The sequence below is a fragment of the Pseudomonas sp. NPDC089996 genome (assembly GCF_044748405.1).
In the GTDB taxonomy this organism is placed as follows: Bacteria; Pseudomonadota; Gammaproteobacteria; order Pseudomonadales; family Pseudomonadaceae; genus Aquipseudomonas.
Genome location: NZ_JBIVGA010000013.1, coordinates 67,777 through 86,275 on the forward strand (window position 1 = coordinate 67,777; position 18,499 = coordinate 86,275).

The window sequence follows — 18,499 nt, forward strand, 5'->3', positions numbered from 1 at the left end:
GCCTGGCAAGCTGTCCGCCCGACCTTGGCTGGTGAGCGAACAGCGGTCTGTCTCATGACCGTCAGCGTGGGCCACCACCGTGCCCGCCACCCATCATGCCCGGGCCGCCATGCCCCCCACCATGCCCACCGCCGCCGCCCGGCGGCATGAACATCCAGCAACCCGCCAGGGTGGATACCAACGCGACCACCACGGCCGCACGCAACACATGCTTCAACTTCATTACAACGCTCCAGAAGGCATAAACTGGTGTCCTGCCTGATGGCAGGCAAGACAGCGCTGCCAGTGTAGATTCCAGACCGGCCAGCCTGGGCGAGCTTTTCCATTTCTTTACAGTGGCGTGGCACGGCCTGGCCGCAAGCGAAGGGATGAAGTCAATGCTGCCATGCGTCTGTAGCGAGGGTAGTCCTGATGCCCTCCAAGATCTTCATCGTAGTAATGCCGGTGATGATGGTCTCCGTGGTGCCTGTACGGCCAGCAGTCACTGAGGTAGCGTTGAGTCACCTGTGCCGAGGACAGAGACATGAGCATTCGCAGCCTGGCTAAAAACCTTCCGCCAGATCCTAGCCGTGAGGGCTGGGTACTGGGCTGGGGCGTACTGCGCGAGGTGCATCCCTGGCATTTTGTAGACATTTACGCAGACCAGAGAACGGCCAGGGCCGAGGCGCAGCGCCGTGGCGATGGGTACGTCGTGGAGTTTGGCTCGCACCGGCTGGGTTCGGATGAATTTGTCTGTGGGGTGAGCCTGCCGGAAGGGTGACAGGCTGCTGGTACCGCCTGCTGAATCAGGAAACTACAAGGCAAGCGCCTGTGCGATCTTGCCTGACAACAGCATCGCCCCTTCACCTTGTGGGATCAGATGGTCGAAATCACCAAAATGATCGGGAGCAAAATCGGCGTCGGCGTAGAGATCGAGCACGCTCATGGCGAAATCGGGACACAGGGCGCCCATCAACTGCTGCAGCTCGAAGACCCCGCGAAACAGGAAAGCCGAATCAGCCCCCGCGTGCAGCCGGTACTCGGCGTGCATGGGCGGAATGACCACGATGACCCGATGCTCGCATTCGGCAGCTAGTAGCAACAGTTTCGCCAGATACTGGTTACCGTCCTCGCGGGCATTGAGGCGCATATGGTCGGCGACGCGCTGGGCTGCGCCGTAACTGGCCGGCATGAAGGCTTTCTGCTGATCGGGAAGGAAACCGGCTGCACCGCCGAGGGTGCTGCCGCCCGTGCCCAGTCGCCCCTGTAATTGCGCCGCGATCTGCGTCAACAGAGGATCTTGGTAGCTCAGCCCCAGCTGGAAGATCTCATTCATCAACGGTGCCAGGGTTTTCTCGCTGGGCGACTGTTCCAGCACATTGCCCGGTGAAAAGACCGAGTAGAAGACAATCAGGGTGTCCAGGTTCGGCGCCTGGCTCAGTGCATGCTCATAGAGTGCCAGGGCATGGCGAAAATCCTGAGAACGACTGCACAGGTTGAATGACCCCGGGCAGTAGGCGGGATCGAACGCGAAATCCCCGTGGGACGAACCCAGGGCGATGCTGGTGAGCCAGTGCTTGTCCTGCTGCAACATCGCCCGTTTGGCGGAGAAATATTCGATCAGTGCGGGAAACGGATTGGAATCGCTCATTCAATGCCACCCGATGTACAGGTCGAGCTCATCAGGGCAGGCGCTGCGTCAGTGCAGTAAGTTGTCATTCCGTTACTCCCGGGGGGTCTGCAAAAATGTTACCAAGACAAAGGTGGATCTCGAACAAACGCAAAATCAGTTCAATGTTAGCCGCCAAGCCTGTGGCAGCGCTATCAGCCCGCTTGCGGGCCTCAAACAGACATCCGACCTGCACTTCCCATGGCGCCCGATCCTCAAAGCTTTGGGATCAGCTACCGTCCCCCCGTATAACTGCCGCCGCACCTATGCGACAATAGCCTCAATGTCTGGTCTCAACCCCGCATTTATCGCCCAACAGCTCGGGCATGGCGTGCAGATGCTCTTATCGACTTATGCGCGCTGGATCAACTCGTCCAACGACTGGCAGGAGCCGGAAAAGCTCCAGATTGGTCCGACATGGGTCCGCAGCTGCGAAGAAGCCACGTAAGTTATTGATAGGTAAGCTCCTTGATCTCCACCGCCAACATCACCATGCAGTTCGGCTCCAAGCCGCTGTTCGAAAACGTTTCGGTCAAATTCAACAACGGCAACCGCTACGGCCTGATCGGTGCCAACGGTTGCGGCAAGTCGACCTTCATGAAGATCCTCGGCGGCGACCTCGAGCCGTCTGGTGGCCAGGTCATGCTCGAGCCGAACACCCGCCTGGGCAAATTGCGCCAGGACCAGTTCGCCTACGAAGAATTCACCGTGATCGACACCGTGATCATGGGCCACGGCCAGCTGTGGAAGGTCAAGGCCGAGCGCGACCGCATCTACTCGCTGCCGGAAATGACCGAAGAAGACGGCATGGCCGTCGCCGAGCTGGAAACCGAATTCGCCGAGATGGACGGCTACACCGCCGAATCCCGCGCCGGTGAACTGCTGCTGGGCCTGGGGATTCCGCTGGAGCAGCACTTTGGCCCGATGAGCGAAGTGGCGCCGGGCTGGAAGCTGCGTGTGCTGCTGGCCCAGGCGCTGTTCTCGGACCCGGACGTGCTGCTGCTCGACGAGCCGACCAACCACCTGGACATCAACACCATCCGCTGGCTGGAAACCATCCTCACGGCGCGTAACAGCACCATGATCATCATTTCCCACGACCGGCACTTCCTCAACAGCGTGTGCACGCACATGGCCGACCTGGATTACGGTGAGCTGCGCCTGTTCCCGGGCAACTACGACGAGTACATGACTGCGGCCACCCAGTCGCGCGAGCAGCTGCTGTCGGACAACGCCAAGAAGAAAGCCCAGATCGCCGAACTGCAGACCTTCGTCAGCCGTTTCTCGGCCAACGCCTCCAAGGCCAAGCAGGCCACGTCGCGGGCCAAGCAGATCGACAAGATCCAGCTGGCCGAGGTCAAGCCTTCGAGCCGTGTCAGCCCGTTCATCCGCTTCGAGCAGACCAAGAAGCTGCACCGCCAGGCGGTGGTGGTCGAGAAGATGGCCAAAGCCTTCGATGACAAGGTGCTGTTCAAGAACTTCGACATCACTGTCGAAGCGGGCGAGCGCGTGGCGATCATCGGCCCCAACGGTATCGGCAAGACCACCCTGCTGCGTACCCTGGTCGGCGAGATGACGCCGGATGCCGGTTCGGTGAAATGGACCGACAGCGCCGAAGTGGGCTACTACGCCCAGGACCACGCCCACGACTTCGAAGACGACATGACCCTGTTCGACTGGATGGGCCAGTGGACCAGCGGCGAGCAGGTGATCCGCGGCACCCTGGGGCGCATGCTGTTCTCCAACGACGAGATCCTCAAGTCGGTGAAGGTGATTTCCGGTGGTGAGCAAGGCCGCATGCTGTTCGGCAAGCTGATCCTGCAGAAGCCGAACGTGCTGGTGATGGACGAGCCGACCAACCACCTGGACATGGAATCGATCGAAGCGCTGAACCTGGCGCTGGAAAACTACCCCGGCACTCTGCTGTTCGTCAGCCATGACCGTGAGTTCGTGTCGTCGCTGGCGACTCGCATCATCGAACTGAGCGCCGATGGCGTGGTGGACTTCAGCGGCACCTATGACGACTACCTGCGCAGCCAGGGCGTTCTGGTCTGAAGTAGCTGATCTGGCCTGGTCGATCATGTCGGCTGGGCCGGCCTCATCGCGGGGCAAGCCCGCTTCCACAGGATTACCACATCCCTGAAGGCCATGGGGATCCTGTGGGAGCGGGCTTGCCCGCGAAGAATCCAGCGCCAATCCCACAGAATGGTACGCTCCGACGAATAATTCGTTAGCCTGCTTTCATTTCCTTCGCACAGCGGCCATGATTAGGGCACGCCCAACCGCCCGCCCGCGAAAGAGCCCATGACCGCGCAACAGCCCGCCCCCGCCAGCAGTACCGTCAGCATCACCCTGCAGATCCTGTCGATCGTCTTCTACACCTTCATTGCCTTCCTCTGCATCGGCCTGCCGATCGCGGTGCTGCCTGGGTATGTGCACGATCAGCTGGGCTTCGGGGCGGTGATTGCCGGGGTGACCATCGGCCTGCAATACCTCGCCACTCTGCTCAGCCGCCCTTTGGCCGGGCGCGTGGCGGATACCTTGGGTGGCAAGCAGGCGATTCGCTATGGCCTGCTGGGCATCGCCGGTTGTGGCGTGCTGACGCTGTTCTCGGCCTGGACACTGCAAGCGCCGCTGCTGAGCCTGGCACTGCTGCTCGGTGGACGTGTGCTGCTGGGCCTGGCCCAGGGGCTGATCGGCGTCGCCACCTTGAGCTGGGGTATCAGCCAGGTCGGCCCGGAACACACGGCACGGGTGATCTCGTGGAACGGCATCGCTTCGTACGGTGCCATCGCCATCGGAGCCCCGGTCGGCGTGCTGGCGGTTGCCGGCCTGGATTTCAGCGTGCTCGGCCCTGCCCTGCTGGTACTGGCGCTGCTGGCCTTGCTGGTGCTGCGTAAACGCCCGGATGTGGTGGTGACACGTGGCGAACGGCTGCCGTTCTGGTCGGCATTCGGGCGCGTCGCACCCTGCGGCCTGGGGTTGACCCTGGCGTCGATTGGCTACGGCACCCTGACCACCTTCGTCACACTCTATTACCTGGAGCGCGGCTGGGTCGGTGCGGCCTGGTGCCTGAGCGCCTTCGGCCTGTGCTTCATCATTTCGCGGCTGTTGTTCGTCAACGCGGTCAACCGCTTCGGTGGCTACAACGTGGCCATGGCCTGCATGGCTACGGAAGTGCTCGGTCTGAGCCTGCTGTGGCTGGCACCCTCGCCGCCCTGGGCGCTGGTTGGTGCCGGCCTGACTGGCTTCGGCCTGTCGCTGGTGTACCCGGCACTGGGTGTCGAAGCGATCAGGCAGGTGCCGAGCGGCAGCCGCGGTGCCGGGCTGGGGGCTTATGCGGTGTTCTTCGACATGGCGCTGGCCATCGCCGGCCCGGTGATGGGCGCGGTGGCGGTGCACCTGGGCTATGCCTCGATCTTCTGCGTTGCGGCCCTGCTGGCCTTGGCCGGAGTCGGCCTGACGTTGCTACTGGCGCGGCGCAGCCACCGCAGCTGACCGTTCGGCCCGCTCCGGTGCACCCAAGGCCTGGGTGAAGAAGGCCGCCGTATCGCGTTGCAACGAATGGTGAATATGCCGCCGATCGACGCCATCGGCATCCTTGCACAGCGCCGGCATGCGGGCATGCTGCTCTTCGTCGCAGCGTGCCATGAACACAAAGTGCCCGGCCCCAGCCAGCAAACGGTAGTCCGGGGTAATCGGCAGCTTGCGCGCCAACGCCTCGGCATTGCGGTCCACCGCTACCAGCTGGTCGCTGTCGCCGCTGTAGATCAATGCAGGTACCTTCACATCGGACAGGGCATGGCGGCCGAACATCAGGCTCAGAGGGGCCATCAACATCACCGCGCCTACCCGTGAGTCGGCCTTGGGCGCCAACTCGCTGCGGTCGGCAATCAGCACGCCGTGAGTCTTGCAGGCATCGGCGTCGCCCGGTCGCTCCAGGCAATAACGGCGCAGGCGATCCAGATCGGGCCGGGCGCCAGACAGGATCAATGCGGTTTCGCCACCCGCCGAATAACCGATCACACCGACCTTGCCGTCATTCAGGTAAGGGCCCAGCAGCGTGTCCTCGCGGGCGGCAGTGATGGCCTCGCTGACCTGCAAAGGCCGACCATAAAGGTTACTCAACGTGCCCAACCGGCTGTGGTCACGGGCGTTGTCGCCCGGGTGCACCACCGCCACCACCACGAAGCCCCGGCGGGCCAGTGAAGTGGCCAGGTAATGAAGTGCCAGCGGGCTGCCGGTGTTGCCGTGGGAGAGGACCAGCAGCGGGAACTGGCCGAGCGCTACCGGCGCTTCCTCGGCGACGTCGATGGGGTAACCGTCGAGGCGGATATTGCGCGGTGTGCCATGGGATGGATAGAACGCCAGCGCCTGCATCGGCCTGGCATCGACCGGGTCGTCGAGGATCATATGGTGCAACCCGGCAACCCAGGGCGCAGCCTCGGCATGGGCCAGCAGCCCACCGAGCAGCAATGCCAGCAAACAGCGGGGAGTGTTCATCGGTCAGCTATCGCATAGCAGGCATCAGGATAGCTTCAGCATAGAACCGGCCTTACCACCGGCACATGAAAAATGAATGAAAAAACCGGCGGGTGCACGGGGCGCCCGCCGGTTTCTTTGTCGCCAGGCGATCAGGCTGCGGCGAACAGCTCGTTGGCAATCTGCGCCTGGGCGGCATCGATGGCCTGGGTACGGTGTTCCGGGCCATAGGCCAGGCCGTGGGCGCGGACCACTTCCAGGTCGGTGATGCCGATGAAGCCGAGGAACACTTTGAGGAAGTCCTCATGGCCGACACCGGTAGGCTGACCAGCATGCAAGCCACCGGCGGTGGAGACCAGCACCACTTTCTTGCCGCCGCACAGGCCTTCCGGTCCGGCTTCGGTGTAACGGAAGGTCTTGCCGGCTACGGCAACGCGGTCGATCCAGGCCTTGAGCTGGGTCGGCACGCTGAAGTTGTACATCGGCGCGCCAATCACCACGGCGTCGGCGGCGAGGAATTCTTCCAGTGTTTCGGCGCTCAGCTTGGCCTCGAAGGCCTGGGCGGCGTCACGGGCTTCTTCCGGGGTGCCAGCAGCCACCAAGGTGGCGGACGAGAAGTGCGCGATGGCGTCGGCCGCCAAGTCACGGTAGACCACTTCGATGCTCGCGTCAGCGGCTTTCCAGGCTTCGACCACTTCGCGGCTGAGTTGGCGGGAGGCGGAATTGTCGCCCAGGATGCTCGAATCGATATGCAACAGTTTCATGGGACTCTCCTGTGAATGAAGACCGCGGCGGTGGGCGATCACGATGGAGAGAATCCTACCGGGATGCCGAATGGCTGAAAAGTCTGTAAAAATGCGTTAGTTTGTCCCACAGGTAGAACAGTGAGACAGGCCAATGCAAGACCTCAATGATCTTTTCTATTTTGCTCAGGTGGTCGAAGCCGGCGGCTTTGCTGCGGCCGGGCGCCAGTTAGGTATCCCCAAGTCGCGCCTTTCGCGCCGTATTGCCGAACTGGAAGAGCGCCTGGGCACCCGCCTGCTGCAGCGCACGACGCGCCAGCTCAAGCTCACCGCCGTCGGCGAGCGCTACCTGCACCATTGCCAGGCCATGCTGTTGGAGGCCGAGGCCGCCGACGAAGTGGTGGCGAGCATGAGCAGCGAGCCGCGCGGGCGTCTGCGCGTGTCATGCCCGGTAGCGCTGGCCCATGCGTTTCTGCCGGCGGTGATCAGCCGTTTCCTCGAACAGTACCCGCAGGTGCAGTTGGACATGGTCCTGCTGAACCGCCGTGTCGACCTGATTTCCGAAGGCATCGACGTCGCCTTGCGGGTGCGCGACCTGGGCGACGAAGACCCGGCACTGGTAACCCGCCGACTGCGCCAGGCACAGATGCAGCTGGTGGCAGCCCCGGGTTTTGCCGACCATATCCGCGAGCCATCCGAGCTGGGTACGTTGCCGGTGCTGGGCGCCGCCGAAGCCGACCGACTGGTGCATTTTCGCTTGCTCGGGCCCAATGGCCGTGAGCAGGAAGTCGCCCTGGAGCCACGCCTGGCCATTGACGATTTCGTCGTGCGCAACGCCGCAGTGCGCGCCGGGCTGGGCTTTACCGCCCTGCCCAGCATGTTCTGCGAAGAGGAACTGGCACGCGGCGAGTTGGTGAAGCTGCTGCCGGACTGGTCATTGCCTGGCGGCTACCTGCAAGCGGTCTACCCTCATCGACGTGGCTTGTTGCCGGCCGTGCGGGCATGGATAGACCACCTGGCGGCGTCATTCGAAGCGTGTGGGGAACGGTATGTCTAGGCAGAAAATGACCGAGGAACAGGTGGCGGCGTTCTGCCTGAGCCTGCCGGGCGCGCGGGAAGACTTCAAATGGGGCGGCATCCGGGTGTTTTCCGTGGCCGGCAACAAGATGTTCGCAGTGCTCGACCTGGCTGGGGCGGGGTTGTCGTTCAAGGTCGCCGATGAGCTGTTTCTAGGCTATTGCGACCGCCCTGGCGTGCGGCCCGCGCCTTATCTGGCACGTGCCAGGTGGATCAGCATGGCACCGCCCTACCCCATGGGCCGGGATGAACTGTGCGACCTGCTGCAGCGCTCGCACCAGCTGGTGGTGCGGCGGCTGCCGAAACGGCTGCAGGCAGGCCTGCTGAGCTGATCAGTCGAAGGGCAGGAAGCGGCTGCCGAGAAACAGGTAGTCGAGCCAGAACACCTGATGCAGCAGCACGATGCCCCAGCACACCAGCTGGTAGGACAGCTTGCGTGTCTTGTGCCGCAGCAGTTGCTGCGCGACCAGTGCACCGGGCCAGCCCCCCAGCAACTCGCTGGCATGCAGCACCTTTTCTGGCGTGCGCCAGGCGTCGCCCTGGGCCTGGCGCTTGTCTTGCCAGTACAGCAGCAGGCTGATCAGGCTGACCAAGGGGTACATCGCCAGCGGTACCCAGCTCTGCCCGCTCCAGCCCATCTGCGTCGCGCCAAGCCCCGGCAGCAGGCACAGCACACCCAGCAGCAACAGTTTCAGGCGCGCATTGCGCACGCCTGCCGTGCGTTCGGCGCCGCGTGGCGCAGTGTTCTGTACCCGTGCCATGTCAGCTGTGCGCCGTCGACCAGTCGACCCAGCCAAACTGCCAGGTCGCCAGGATCAGCAGACCGAACACGATGCGGTACCAGGCAAAGGTCGCGTAGCTGTGGTTGGCGATGAACTTCAGCAACGCCCGCACAGCGATCATCGCGAAGATGAACGAGGTCACGAAGCCGATGGCGAACACCGGCAGGTCGCTCGGCTCGAACAGGTGGCGGTACTTGTAACCCGAATACACCGCCGCGCCGACCATGGTCGGCATCGCCAGGAAGAACGAAAACTCGGTGGCGGCCTTGCGCGACAAGCCAAACAGCAGGCCGCCGATGATGGTGGAGCCGGAGCGCGAGGTACCCGGGATCATCGCAAGGCACTGCACGAATCCAATCTTCAAGGCGTGGGTCCAGCGCATGTCGTCGACATGGTCGACCGCCACGGTGTGCTGGCGGCGTTCAGCCCACAGCATGATCACGCCGCCAATGACCAGCGCTGTCGCCACGGTGATCGGGTTGAACAGGTATTCATGGATCATGTCGGCAAACAGCACGCCCAACACCACCGCCGGCATGAACGCCAGCAGCAGGTTAGCGGTAAAGTGCCGCGCCTTCGGCTGGCTGGCCAGGCCGAACACCACCTCGAGGATCTTGCTGCGAAACTCCCACACCACCGCCAGGATCGCCGCCAGCTGGATGATGATGTTGAACGCCATGGCCCGCTCGCCACCAAAGCCGATCAGGTCGGCGACGATGATCTGGTGACCGGTACTTGAAATCGGCAGAAACTCCGTGAGCCCCTCGACCACACCCAAGATGATTGCCTGAAAGGCAGTCCAAAAATCCATTATTCCCCCGATGGGCCACTGCTGATTGCAGGCCCCTTATTCTTGGTTTGCTTTGATTGCCGCACGCGGCGCGGCCTTTTTACAGCGACTTCTGGGACCGACGCCAGTGGAAAAGTTCAGCCTGGCTAAAGGTTTCATCTTGCACGGCCGAAATCCTATCAAAGCGGCACGGTAAAGGCTTGTGCGCCCGGTGTCAGAGTAGCCATTAACTAGCACTTAGCCATTAGTCGAGTGCCTGCCGCTGCCAAACCATGCTTGGATGCACCTGAATAAAAAGAACAATGCGGGAGTGGATTCAATGAAGGCATTACGGTCGATGTCGATCAGCCGACGTCTGTGGCTGATTCTGGTGGTTGCGCTGGGCATGCTGGTGGCGCTCGGCCTGCTGATGCTGCGCCAGATCCATGGCGACCTGTACCAGGCCAAGGCGGAAAAGACCCGCCACGTCGTGCAGACCGCCGCAGGCGTGCTGGCCTACTACCAGGGCCTGGAAGCCGCCGGCACACTCAGCCGTGACGCGGCCCAGCAACAGGCCCTGCAAGTGGTGAAAGCACTGCGTTACGACCAGAACGACTATTTCTGGATCAACGACCTGGGGCCGAAGATGATCATGCATCCGGCCAACCCCAAGCTCGACGGCCAGGATCTCTCTGCCATTCGTGACCCGGACGGCTTCGCCGTGTTCAACGAGATGGTCGCCCTCGCCCGCAGCCAGGGCGCCGGCCCCGTCGATTACCGCTGGCCCAAGCCAGGCGCCAGCGAGCCGGTGGCCAAGACCTCCTATATCCAGCTGTTCAAACCCTGGGGCTGGATCATCGGCTCCGGCGTCTACGTCGACGATGTACAGGCCGAATTCGCCCGCCAGTTGCGTGATGCCTCACTGCTGGGCCTTGCCATCGCCGTGCTGATGGCCCTGGTGGTCATGCTCATCGCCCGCAGCATTGCCCGCCCTCTGCAGGAGGCAGTACAGGCCATGGGCAACATCGCCAGCGGCGAAAGCGACCTGTCCCGGCGCCTGGACACCCATGGCCGCGACGAGATCACCCACCTGGGCCAGCACTTCAACCAGTTCAACGGCAAGCTGCAGGGGGTGGTGGGCCAGCTTCAGGGCGCTGCCCACGACTTGGCGCAGTCGGCCGGGCACGTCGGGGACAGTGCAGGCGCCGCACAGCAGCACAGCGCCCGGCAGTCGATGCAGATGGACCAGGTGGCGACGGCAGTCAACGAAGTCACCTATGCCGTGCAGGATGTGGCCAAGACGGCCGAACAGGCCGCCGACGAGATGCGCGCTGCGCAGCAGCAGGTGGCGCACGGTCAACAGGCGATCCACGGCAGTTTGCAGCAGATCGACCGCCTCTCGGCGACCATCGAGCAGGCCGTGCAGGTGATCCGTGACCTGGCCGGGCACAGCACGAAGATCGGCGGAGTGCTGGAAGTGATTCGCGCCATCGCCGAGCAGACCAACCTGCTCGCCCTCAACGCCGCCATTGAAGCCGCTCGCGCTGGCGAACAAGGCCGCGGCTTTGCCGTGGTCGCCGATGAGGTGCGCCTGCTGGCGCAACGCACTGCGCAATCGACGGCCGAAATTCACACCATGATCGAGCACCTGCAAGGCCAGTCCGACGCGGCCGTCAAAGCCATCGACACCAGCAGTGAGGCCTCGCGCCAGACCGTGCAGCAAGCCCGTGAGGCCGGCTCCAGCCTGGATGCCATCAGCCAGGCGCTGCACAAACTCACCGCCCTCAACGCCTCGATCGCCAGTGCCACCTTGCAGCAGTCGCATGTGGTCGAGGAGATCAACCGCAATGTGCTGGACACCGCCGGCCTGTCGCAGCAGACCGCCGACGCCGCGCGTCGGTCCAGTGATGCCGGCTTGGCGCTGGGGCAACTGAGCGAGGAGCTGGAACAGCTATTGCGCCAGTTCCGGGTCTGAACCGGGCGTGATCACCGGCCCGGCGAACGGGCTGGTGCTGGTTGCGCGCTACACCTCCCGCCCCGCACAAGCTACAATCGCCGCCCTTTGCCAACCAAGGATCGCCGATGTCCGGCCTCGAACTCATCGCCGCCGTGCTCGGCGTCACCGCCGTGTGGCTCACCGTCAAACAGAACGCCTGGTGCTGGCCGATCGGGCTGGTCATGGTGCTTATCTATGGCTGGCTGTTCTACGAGGTGAAGCTTTACTCGGGCATGCTGCTGCAACTGGCCTACGCCGTGTTGCAACTGTACGGCTGGTGGCAATGGAAGCGCCCGGGCCGCGTCGAGGATGCCCGCCAGGTATCGCACCTGCCAACCCGGGCGCTGTTCGGCGGCTTGGCGGCCGGGCTGCTGCTGAGCGTGGCACTTGGTGCGGCGATGGCCGGCTGGACCGACGCCGCCCTGCCCTGGCTGGATGCGACGCTGACCGGTTTCAGCCTGGTCGCGCAGCTGTGGATGGCGCAGAAACGCGTGCAGTGCTGGCCACTGTGGATCGTGGTGGATGTGGTCTATGTCGGCCAGTACCTGCACCAGCAGCTGTATTTCACTGCCGGTTTCTTTGTCGTACTGACCCTGATCGCGGTACGCGGCTGGCTGGAATGGCGCCGTGACCCAGCCTTGGTGCACGCATGAAGGTCCTGGTGCTTTGCGGCCCCGAGTCCAGTGGCAAAAGCTGGCTCAGCGGTGAAATCCAGGCTCATTTCGGCGGTATCGTGGTGGCCGAATACGTGCGCCACTTCATCGACCAGCAAGGCCGCGATACCTGCTATGCCGATGTTCCCGCCATCGCCCGTGGCCAGCTGGCCTGGGAAGACCAGGCCCGCCAGCAGGCACCTGAGCTGCTGATCCTCGACACCCACCTGCTCAGCAACATGCTGTGGAGCCGCGCCCTGTTCGACGATTGCCCGCCCTGGCTGGAACAGGCGTTGCTTGCCCGACGTTACGACCTGCACCTGCTGCTCAGCCCGCAAGGTGTGGGCTGGGTCGCCGATGGCCAGCGCAGCCAGCCAGACCTCGCCGACCGCCAGAGGTTCTTCGACCACAGCCGCCGGTGGCTGGAATACCATGGGCAACCGCTGCAGATCATCGAAGGTGACTGGCCGCAGCGCAGCGCAGCGGCCTTGCGAGCCGTACAGCGCCTGTTGAACGACAAACCCCCGCTCTGCCCAACCGAGTGTTAATCAGGTGACACACCCCACTGACGCCAACTCCCTGTATCTACGGGGTTGCACGCCCTTTTCAGGGGCGGTGTCAAGGTGATGAAACAGTCTGCGAAACCGCCGTTCGAGTAACGCAAATGCTGGGCCAAACCCGGTGTTGCGGAAAATTTGTCTCAGCCCTGATACAACAAATTCACAGCCAGATCAGGGAATGCGCTCAAGCCATTGATTTCAAAGGATAATTAAAAAGCGGCACGACTTTCGCTCTGCACCTTCGCAACGCTGAACAAGACCAGCGCTTGCAAAAGGAGCAGCCGTCATGGGGAAACTGGATAAGGGCATTGTTCGCCTGCTGCTGGTCGGTTGTGCCTTGGGCTCGACCCTGCCCGCAATGGCCGACAACGGCATCATCATCATCACCCGCGATGTGCAACCGCGCATGGCCATTCGCGCGCCCCTGGCGCCCGACCCCAATCCCACCACCGCCAACGCCAACCCCTCGGCGTACGTGATCAAGCAAACCAACGAGCTGAGTGATGGCGACTTCGCCAGCATCACCAGCGGCACGGGGATTTCAACGCTGATTACTCAGCAGACCAACAACCTTGGCGGCCAGATCGGCAACCAGACGCAGTTGGCCAACCAGGCGGCCGGGCGCGGCACAGGCTCGGGCAGCGGCATTGCCAACATGGTCAACACCAGCGTCCAGCGCGGACTTGCCCCGTTGCAGATCCTCACTGGAGGCAAATGACATGAGGCAGACGCTGTTAGTCCTGGCCATGTTGAGCAGCGCATCGGCGCTGGCGCAGTCCCCGGTCCCGGTCATCAATGACGCCAGCATCGACAACTCCGGCGCCCGGTATCAAGGCAACTTCACCGTCAACCAGGCCGCTGGCGATCTGCAGCAACAGGCCAACGCCCGGGCACTCGCCACGGGCCACGAGGCCGCCGCGACCACGCAGATCCGCCAACGCCAGCAGGCCATCGTCGACCCCAACATGGGCGCCAGCGCCAGCATTCAGGGCAATGCCTTCAGCCAGGGCAGTGGTGCACTGGGCGTCAACCAGAGCGCCGGGGCCGCAACCCAGCAGGCCAATGCCCTGCGCATCAGCATCAGTACTCAACCGCAAAGCATCGATGACAGCGTCCTGCTGCAGCAAAACGTGGCGCTGATCAACAGCTCCGATCCATCTGATACCTCACCCGGCTATCGCCAGGTCACCACCGGTGACCAGGCATTCACCGGTAGCCGCGGGGTCATCCAGCTGAATCAGAGCGCCGGGGTGGGCAACCAGACGGCAAACACCCTGAGCGTACGGGTCGCGAACTGACCCTGACAGGTAAAAGGTAAGAACAACACTTAACCTAAAGAACGGAGAAACACCATGAAACCTTCGATGGCAATCAAGCCTCTGGTTTTCGCAATTGCTGCGGTCATGGCTGTTGCTGCACAGGCTGATCAGAACGACCGTCGTGGCAATGGCCACAACAACAATAACCACACGCCACCGGCTCGTGCGGTGATGACCGATGCCACGGCCAATGCAAATGACGGCCAGAGAAGCACCGGTAATACGATCCGCAACCAAGGCACCATCAACGAAGCCGAGATGAGCAGCTCGGGCGCCGGTGCCAGTGGTAACGTGGGTGTCAACGTGGCGGCCGGTAACGGCAACCAGCAAGCCAACGCTTCGGCTATCGCCAACACCTCGTCCGACAACGCAGCCATCGACAACAGCTTCGTTTTCGGCACCTCGAATGCGACCGCCGAGATCACTCAGCGCAGCAACAACAACAAGGTCAACAACTGGTCGACCCAAAGCTCTGCCGTCATGAGCGGTTCGGCTGAAGGCAGCAGCGGCAACCTGGGCATCAACATCGCTGGCGGCGATCTCAACCAGCAGAAAAACAGCATGGCCATCGCCAACAACGCCGCAGCAATCGGTAACTCAACCGCCACTGCCTCGGCCAACCAGAGTGGCCCTGGGCTGGAGGTGAACAACTCTGCCGACCGCACCTACACTGTCGACACGCTGACCTTCACCACCTCTTCGAGCGGATCGTCCTCTCGTAGCGGCGCGTTCGATGCCAGTGTCGACAAGAGCTCCAGCTCCAGCTACAGCGCGTCGGGAAGCCAGAGTGCCAGCGCCAGCGGGTCGAAGAGCAGCAGCTCCAGTGGCTCTACCAGCATGACCGCCAGCGGCTCCAACAGCAGCACCGCCAGCGGCAGCAACAGCATGACCGCCAGTGGCTCCAACGACTGGGCTGCAAACGGCTCTGCCAGCCGTGACCACAGCTCTACCTCCAACACCACGGTTAGCGCATCGCTCGATGCCAGCGCCAATGGCAGCGCATCGTCCTCGCAGACCTTCGGCAACTTCACCCGCTCGCGCAGCAACGACTTCGACGCATCACTCAGTGCATCGCTGGATGCATCGGTCGACAAGTCGCATGACTCGTCCAGCAACTCGTCGTTCGACAAGTCGCTCAGCTCGTCCTTTGACAGAGCCTATGACTCTTCGTATGACCGTAGCCGCGACTCGTCCTACGACAAGGCTCGCGATACTTCCTACGAGAAAGCCAATGCGTCGGACTGGGAAAAAGCCAGTGCTTCGGCGTACGACAAGGCCGGCGAGAAAGCATCGGAATCGTCGGACAGCATCTCGAAGAGCTTCAGCGAGTCTAGCGAGTACGCGCTGAGCAACACCGTGTCGTTCCAAGTGCTGACCCCGACCGGCTGGGCCAACCCTGTGACCAACACCGCCACCCTGAGTGGTTCGGTGAACGGTGGCAGCGGCAACCTGGGCGTGAACGTGGCGGCCGGTGTGGGCAACCAGCAGAGCAACTCGCTGGCCATCTCCAATACCTCGATGTAACACGCTGCGCTGTGGAGGCTCCCTTCGGGGAGCCTCTTTCCAACAAGAAGAAGGCAGGGGGCGTCGAACATGCGCATGATCGCCTTGGCATTTCTGCTGTGCATCGCCAGTCTTGGCGAAGCATCCCAGATGCCGTTGTCCGTGCTGCCGGGTGGTGCGGTGATCTACAAACCGATCCAGAGCATACGCGAACGCAAGTTTGCCGACCTGGTTCAACAGAAGACCGATTTCAGCTGCGGTGCAGCGTCGCTGGCGACCATCCTGCGCCAGGCCTACTGGCTGGACGTGGATGAACACCAGGTCATCGAGGGCATGCTGGCCCACGCCGACCAGGACCTGGTCCGCACGCAAGGGTTCTCGATGCTCGACATGAAGAAATATGTCGAAAGCCTGGGTATGCGCGCACGCGGCTACAAGGTGGCTCCGGACACGCTCCACAGCATCCGCATCCCCGTGGTCGTGCTGATGGATATCCGCGGCTACAAGCATTTCGTGGTGATGCAGAAGGTCGACAGGGGCTGGGTGTACATCGGTGACCCTGTCCTTGGCCACAAGCGCTTCAAGCTCGATGATTTCGTCAAAGGCTGGAACGGCATCATCTTCGCCGTCATCGGTCAGGGCTATGACAAGAGCAATGTTCTCCTCGACCCGCCGCTGCCGCTGAGCGCCAAGAACCGCATCAGCAACTTCACGCCGGTGCAGGATGCGGAGCTGATGGACTTCGGTTTCATTCAAAGCGACTTCTTCTAACGGCCTACTTTCAATGAAGTAGGGCAAGACGTTCCGGGAGCACTCCATGAAGACTTCCCTGTGGCTGGCAGTCATGTGCCTGGCCGCCAGCCTGCCGACCCAGGCAGAAACGTTCAAACCGATCGAACTGAAGGATCAGGAGCTGGCAAGCCTGCGGGGGCGCTATGTGATGCCTGGGCGGATCGTCAGCTTCGGTGTGGTCATGAGCAGCACCTGGCAGAACGCCAATGGCGAGGTGATCGGCGCGACGTCGTCCATGCAGATTCAGCAATCGACCCTCAAACCGCAGTTCTATGTGTCGATGATCGATGAAAAAGGCACCGGCAGCGCTCGAACCAGCAGCACCGGTACCGGTACCGTCACCGGCGGCAGCGGCCTCAACAGCACCGAGGGCGTGACCCAGGTAGTGCGCGCGGCCGGCGATTTCAACATGGCCCACAACAATGTCGACATCAATGTCACCAAGGGCAACGAAGCGCCAGCCGACCAACCGCAGGGTCAGGTTCTGACGGCGGGTTCCACACTGGTGGGAGCCAACGGCGCAGGCTCAATGAGCGTGTCATCCGGCAGCAGCGGCGTGCAGATGAACATCATCGCCAACGGCAACCAGGGCAGCAGCCTGCAGCGCCTGGGCCAGGGTGGGCTGATGCAGAACACCACCCTGCTCGGCTCCAGCAACCGGGTCAGCAACCTGACCTCGCTGAATGTGGTACTGCGAGACAGCCCGCCTGTAGCGGGGTCTGTGAGCGCCAATCTTGACCAGCTCAAAGGCCTTCGCAATCTCGGATACTGATCTACGCTCAAGTCTCATCGTATGTAGTCAGAAGGGACGGCTAATCCATGCACCGTTTGTTGACGTTCAGAGCTATCGTTTGTTTATCAACATTGGCCCCGGCCACTCTGCTACAGGCGGCAACCGACCCTCAGGTCGAAGCACTCAAACAGGAACTGATTGCGCTCAAACAGCGCTATGAAGCCCAACAGAACGCACTGATGGTGCTGGAACAACGGCTCAAGCAGGTCGAGGAGGCCCCGGCCCAGCCGGCACCCAAGCGCCTGACCAAGTCCCCTGCAGAGGGGGTGAAAGGTGCCCAGACCGTGGCTTCTGGCACGCCAGGCAGCAGCGGCAGTGGCAGCTCCTACGGGCAGTCGCTGCAGGACAACTCCGAGCCGGCGCAGAGCGTCTCCAACCTCTATGACGAAGCGAGCGGCTTCTTCGGTGGCGGCAAGTTCAGTGTCGAAACCGGGGTGACCTACACCCACTACGATACCCGGGCGTTGACCCTCAACGGGTTCCTGGCGCTGGACTCGATCTTCCTGGGCAATATCAACATCGACCGCATCAAGGCCGACAACTGGACCCTGGACCTGACCGCCCGCTACAACGTCGATCAGCGCTGGCAGTTCGATATCAACGTTCCCATCGTCTACCGCCAGTCCACCTACTCGTCTGGTGGCGCAGGTGGTGCTGCGGGTACCACCAACGACGAATCGGTGACCCGCGATCCTGCCATCGGCGACGTCAACGTCGGTATCGCCTACAAGTTCCTCGACGAGGACGAAACCTGGCCGGACGCCGTTGCGACGCTGCGGGTGAAGGCGCCGACAGGCGAGGACCCGTATGGCATCAAGCTGATCCAGAGCCCTGGCAACGACAACCTGGCAGTACCGGAAGACCTGCCTACCGGCAATGGTGTCTGGTCGATTTCGCCGGGCCTGTCCCTGGTCAAGACCTTCGACCCGGCCGTGCTGTTCGCCAGCCTGCAGTACACGTACAACATGGAGGACTCGTTCAGCGACATCAGCCCCCAAGTCAACACCAAGGTGCCTGGGGACGTGAAACTGGGTGACTCCTGGCAGATCGGCGGCGGTATCGCATTCGCCTTGAACGAGAAGATGAGCATGTCGTTCTCGGTAACCGACCAGTTCTCGAGCAAGAGCAAGATCAAGCCCGATGGCGGCGATTGGCAGTCGGTGACCAACAGCGACTACAACGCGGCCAACTTCAACGTCGGCCTGACCTTTGCCGCCACCAACAACCTGACGATCGTGCCGAACCTGTCGATAGGCCTGACAGACGATTCGCCGGACTTTTCCTTCAGCCTCAAATTCCCGTACTACTTCTGACACCCGGGGGCGCATCGCGCCCCAATTGGTTACCAACCTTGTAGCCAACGGCTTTCCGGGTATCGGCCT

Annotated in this window: 20 protein-coding genes and 1 pseudogene; 15 read left to right on the plus strand and 6 right to left on the minus strand. The window is 62.4% G+C overall.

Annotated elements, in window-relative coordinates; all coding sequences use genetic code 11:
- Positions 1-61: 61 nt before the first annotated feature.
- Positions 62-223, minus strand: a complete 162-nt coding sequence (locus ACIPW4_RS21405) for a hypothetical protein (protein WP_400661277.1) — start codon at positions 221-223, stop codon at positions 62-64.
- A 300-nt stretch (positions 224-523) separates the two neighbouring features.
- On the opposite strand from ACIPW4_RS21405, the gene ACIPW4_RS21410 reads away from it, so the two are divergent.
- The gene (locus ACIPW4_RS21410) at positions 524-760 is read left to right on the plus strand and encodes a hypothetical protein (RefSeq protein ID WP_400661279.1); all 237 of its coding nucleotides are present in this window, start codon (positions 524-526) and stop codon (positions 758-760) included.
- A gap of 33 nt (positions 761-793) precedes the next feature.
- Here ACIPW4_RS21410 and ACIPW4_RS21415 read toward each other — a convergent pair whose 3' ends face one another.
- Positions 794-1,630 carry a hypothetical protein gene (locus tag ACIPW4_RS21415; RefSeq protein WP_400661281.1) on the minus strand — a complete coding sequence of 279 codons (837 nt, stop codon included), beginning with the start codon at positions 1,628-1,630 and terminating at the stop codon, positions 794-796.
- Positions 1,631-1,820: 190 nt separating this feature from the next.
- Between ACIPW4_RS21415 and ACIPW4_RS21420 the strand changes: the two are divergent.
- The 3 genes and pseudogenes from ACIPW4_RS21420 to ACIPW4_RS21430 all read left to right on the plus strand — a co-directional run.
- Positions 1,821-2,096, plus strand: a pseudogene (locus ACIPW4_RS21420) (site-specific integrase); the annotation flags it as partial.
- Between the two features lie 20 nt (positions 2,097-2,116).
- Positions 2,117-3,703 (plus strand): ABC-F family ATPase, encoded by a 1,587-nt coding sequence (locus ACIPW4_RS21425; protein ID WP_016715632.1) that lies wholly within the window; start codon positions 2,117-2,119, stop codon positions 3,701-3,703.
- Positions 3,704-3,952: 249 nt separating this feature from the next.
- On the plus strand, positions 3,953-5,146 hold the full coding sequence (locus tag ACIPW4_RS21430) for an MFS transporter (protein ID WP_400661283.1): 1,194 nt from the start codon (positions 3,953-3,955) through the stop codon (positions 5,144-5,146).
- Here the strand turns inward: ACIPW4_RS21430 and ACIPW4_RS21435 are convergent.
- Together ACIPW4_RS21435 and ACIPW4_RS21440 are read right to left on the minus strand one after the other, a co-directional pair.
- Positions 5,117-6,151 carry an alpha/beta hydrolase family protein gene (locus tag ACIPW4_RS21435; protein ID WP_400661285.1) on the minus strand — a complete coding sequence of 345 codons (1,035 nt, stop codon included), beginning with the start codon at positions 6,149-6,151 and terminating at the stop codon, positions 5,117-5,119. The two genes, ACIPW4_RS21430 and ACIPW4_RS21435, sit on opposite strands and share 30 nt — an antisense overlap.
- A gap of 131 nt (positions 6,152-6,282) precedes the next feature.
- A complete protein-coding gene (locus ACIPW4_RS21440) occupies positions 6,283-6,894 on the minus strand; it encodes an FMN-dependent NADH-azoreductase (protein ID WP_400661286.1) in 612 nt (203 codons plus the stop codon).
- A gap of 133 nt (positions 6,895-7,027) precedes the next feature.
- On the opposite strand from ACIPW4_RS21440, the gene ACIPW4_RS21445 reads away from it, so the two are divergent.
- Both ACIPW4_RS21445 and ACIPW4_RS21450 read left to right on the plus strand, forming a co-directional pair.
- Positions 7,028-7,930, plus strand: coding sequence for a LysR substrate-binding domain-containing protein (locus tag ACIPW4_RS21445; RefSeq protein WP_400661288.1), 903 nt, complete (start codon positions 7,028-7,030; stop codon positions 7,928-7,930).
- Positions 7,923-8,282, plus strand: coding sequence for an MmcQ/YjbR family DNA-binding protein (locus ACIPW4_RS21450; RefSeq protein ID WP_400661289.1), 360 nt, complete (start codon positions 7,923-7,925; stop codon positions 8,280-8,282). The genes ACIPW4_RS21445 and ACIPW4_RS21450 overlap by 8 nt, the downstream gene beginning before the upstream one ends.
- On the opposite strand, the gene ACIPW4_RS21455 is transcribed toward ACIPW4_RS21450, so the two are convergent.
- Positions 8,283-8,711: a DUF1294 domain-containing protein gene (locus tag ACIPW4_RS21455; RefSeq protein ID WP_400661291.1), complete on the minus strand. Its 429-nt coding sequence runs from the start codon at positions 8,709-8,711 to the stop codon at positions 8,283-8,285. It lies immediately after the preceding gene.
- A gap of 1 nt (position 8,712) precedes the next feature.
- Positions 8,713-9,543 carry an undecaprenyl-diphosphate phosphatase gene (locus ACIPW4_RS21460; RefSeq protein WP_400661293.1) on the minus strand — a complete coding sequence of 277 codons (831 nt, stop codon included), beginning with the start codon at positions 9,541-9,543 and terminating at the stop codon, positions 8,713-8,715.
- A 298-nt stretch (positions 9,544-9,841) separates the two neighbouring features.
- Between ACIPW4_RS21460 and ACIPW4_RS21465 the strand changes: the two genes are divergently transcribed.
- The 9 genes from ACIPW4_RS21465 to ACIPW4_RS21505 all read left to right on the plus strand — a co-directional run bounded on the left by ACIPW4_RS21465 (position 9,842) and on the right by ACIPW4_RS21505 (position 18,430).
- Positions 9,842-11,476, plus strand: a complete 1,635-nt coding sequence (locus ACIPW4_RS21465) for a methyl-accepting chemotaxis protein (protein WP_400661295.1) — start codon at positions 9,842-9,844, stop codon at positions 11,474-11,476.
- 107 nt (positions 11,477-11,583) lie between these two features.
- Positions 11,584-12,150, plus strand: a complete 567-nt coding sequence (gene pnuC / locus ACIPW4_RS21470; protein WP_400661297.1) for a nicotinamide riboside transporter PnuC — start codon at positions 11,584-11,586, stop codon at positions 12,148-12,150.
- Complete coding sequence (locus tag ACIPW4_RS21475) at positions 12,147-12,698, plus strand: AAA family ATPase (protein WP_400661299.1); 552 nt, start codon at positions 12,147-12,149, stop codon at positions 12,696-12,698. Before pnuC ends, ACIPW4_RS21475 begins: the two co-directional genes overlap by 4 nt.
- 298 nt (positions 12,699-12,996) lie before the next feature.
- Positions 12,997-13,428, plus strand: coding sequence for a hypothetical protein (locus tag ACIPW4_RS21480; protein WP_400661300.1), 432 nt, complete (start codon positions 12,997-12,999; stop codon positions 13,426-13,428).
- Between the two features lies 1 nt (position 13,429).
- Complete coding sequence (locus ACIPW4_RS21485) at positions 13,430-14,008, plus strand: adhesin (RefSeq protein WP_400661302.1); 579 nt, start codon at positions 13,430-13,432, stop codon at positions 14,006-14,008.
- 54 nt (positions 14,009-14,062) lie between these two features.
- Positions 14,063-15,553 carry a heme utilization protein gene (locus tag ACIPW4_RS21490; RefSeq protein ID WP_400661304.1) on the plus strand — a complete coding sequence of 497 codons (1,491 nt, stop codon included), beginning with the start codon at positions 14,063-14,065 and terminating at the stop codon, positions 15,551-15,553.
- 69 nt (positions 15,554-15,622) lie between these two features.
- Positions 15,623-16,303 carry a C39 family peptidase gene (locus ACIPW4_RS21495; protein ID WP_400661305.1) on the plus strand — a complete coding sequence of 227 codons (681 nt, stop codon included), beginning with the start codon at positions 15,623-15,625 and terminating at the stop codon, positions 16,301-16,303.
- A gap of 46 nt (positions 16,304-16,349) precedes the next feature.
- Positions 16,350-17,096 (plus strand): hypothetical protein, encoded by a 747-nt coding sequence (locus ACIPW4_RS21500; RefSeq protein WP_400661307.1) that lies wholly within the window; start codon positions 16,350-16,352, stop codon positions 17,094-17,096.
- Between the two features lie 47 nt (positions 17,097-17,143).
- Positions 17,144-18,430 carry a hypothetical protein gene (locus ACIPW4_RS21505; protein WP_400661308.1) on the plus strand — a complete coding sequence of 429 codons (1,287 nt, stop codon included), beginning with the start codon at positions 17,144-17,146 and terminating at the stop codon, positions 18,428-18,430.
- The last annotated feature ends 69 nt before the right edge of the window (positions 18,431-18,499 follow it).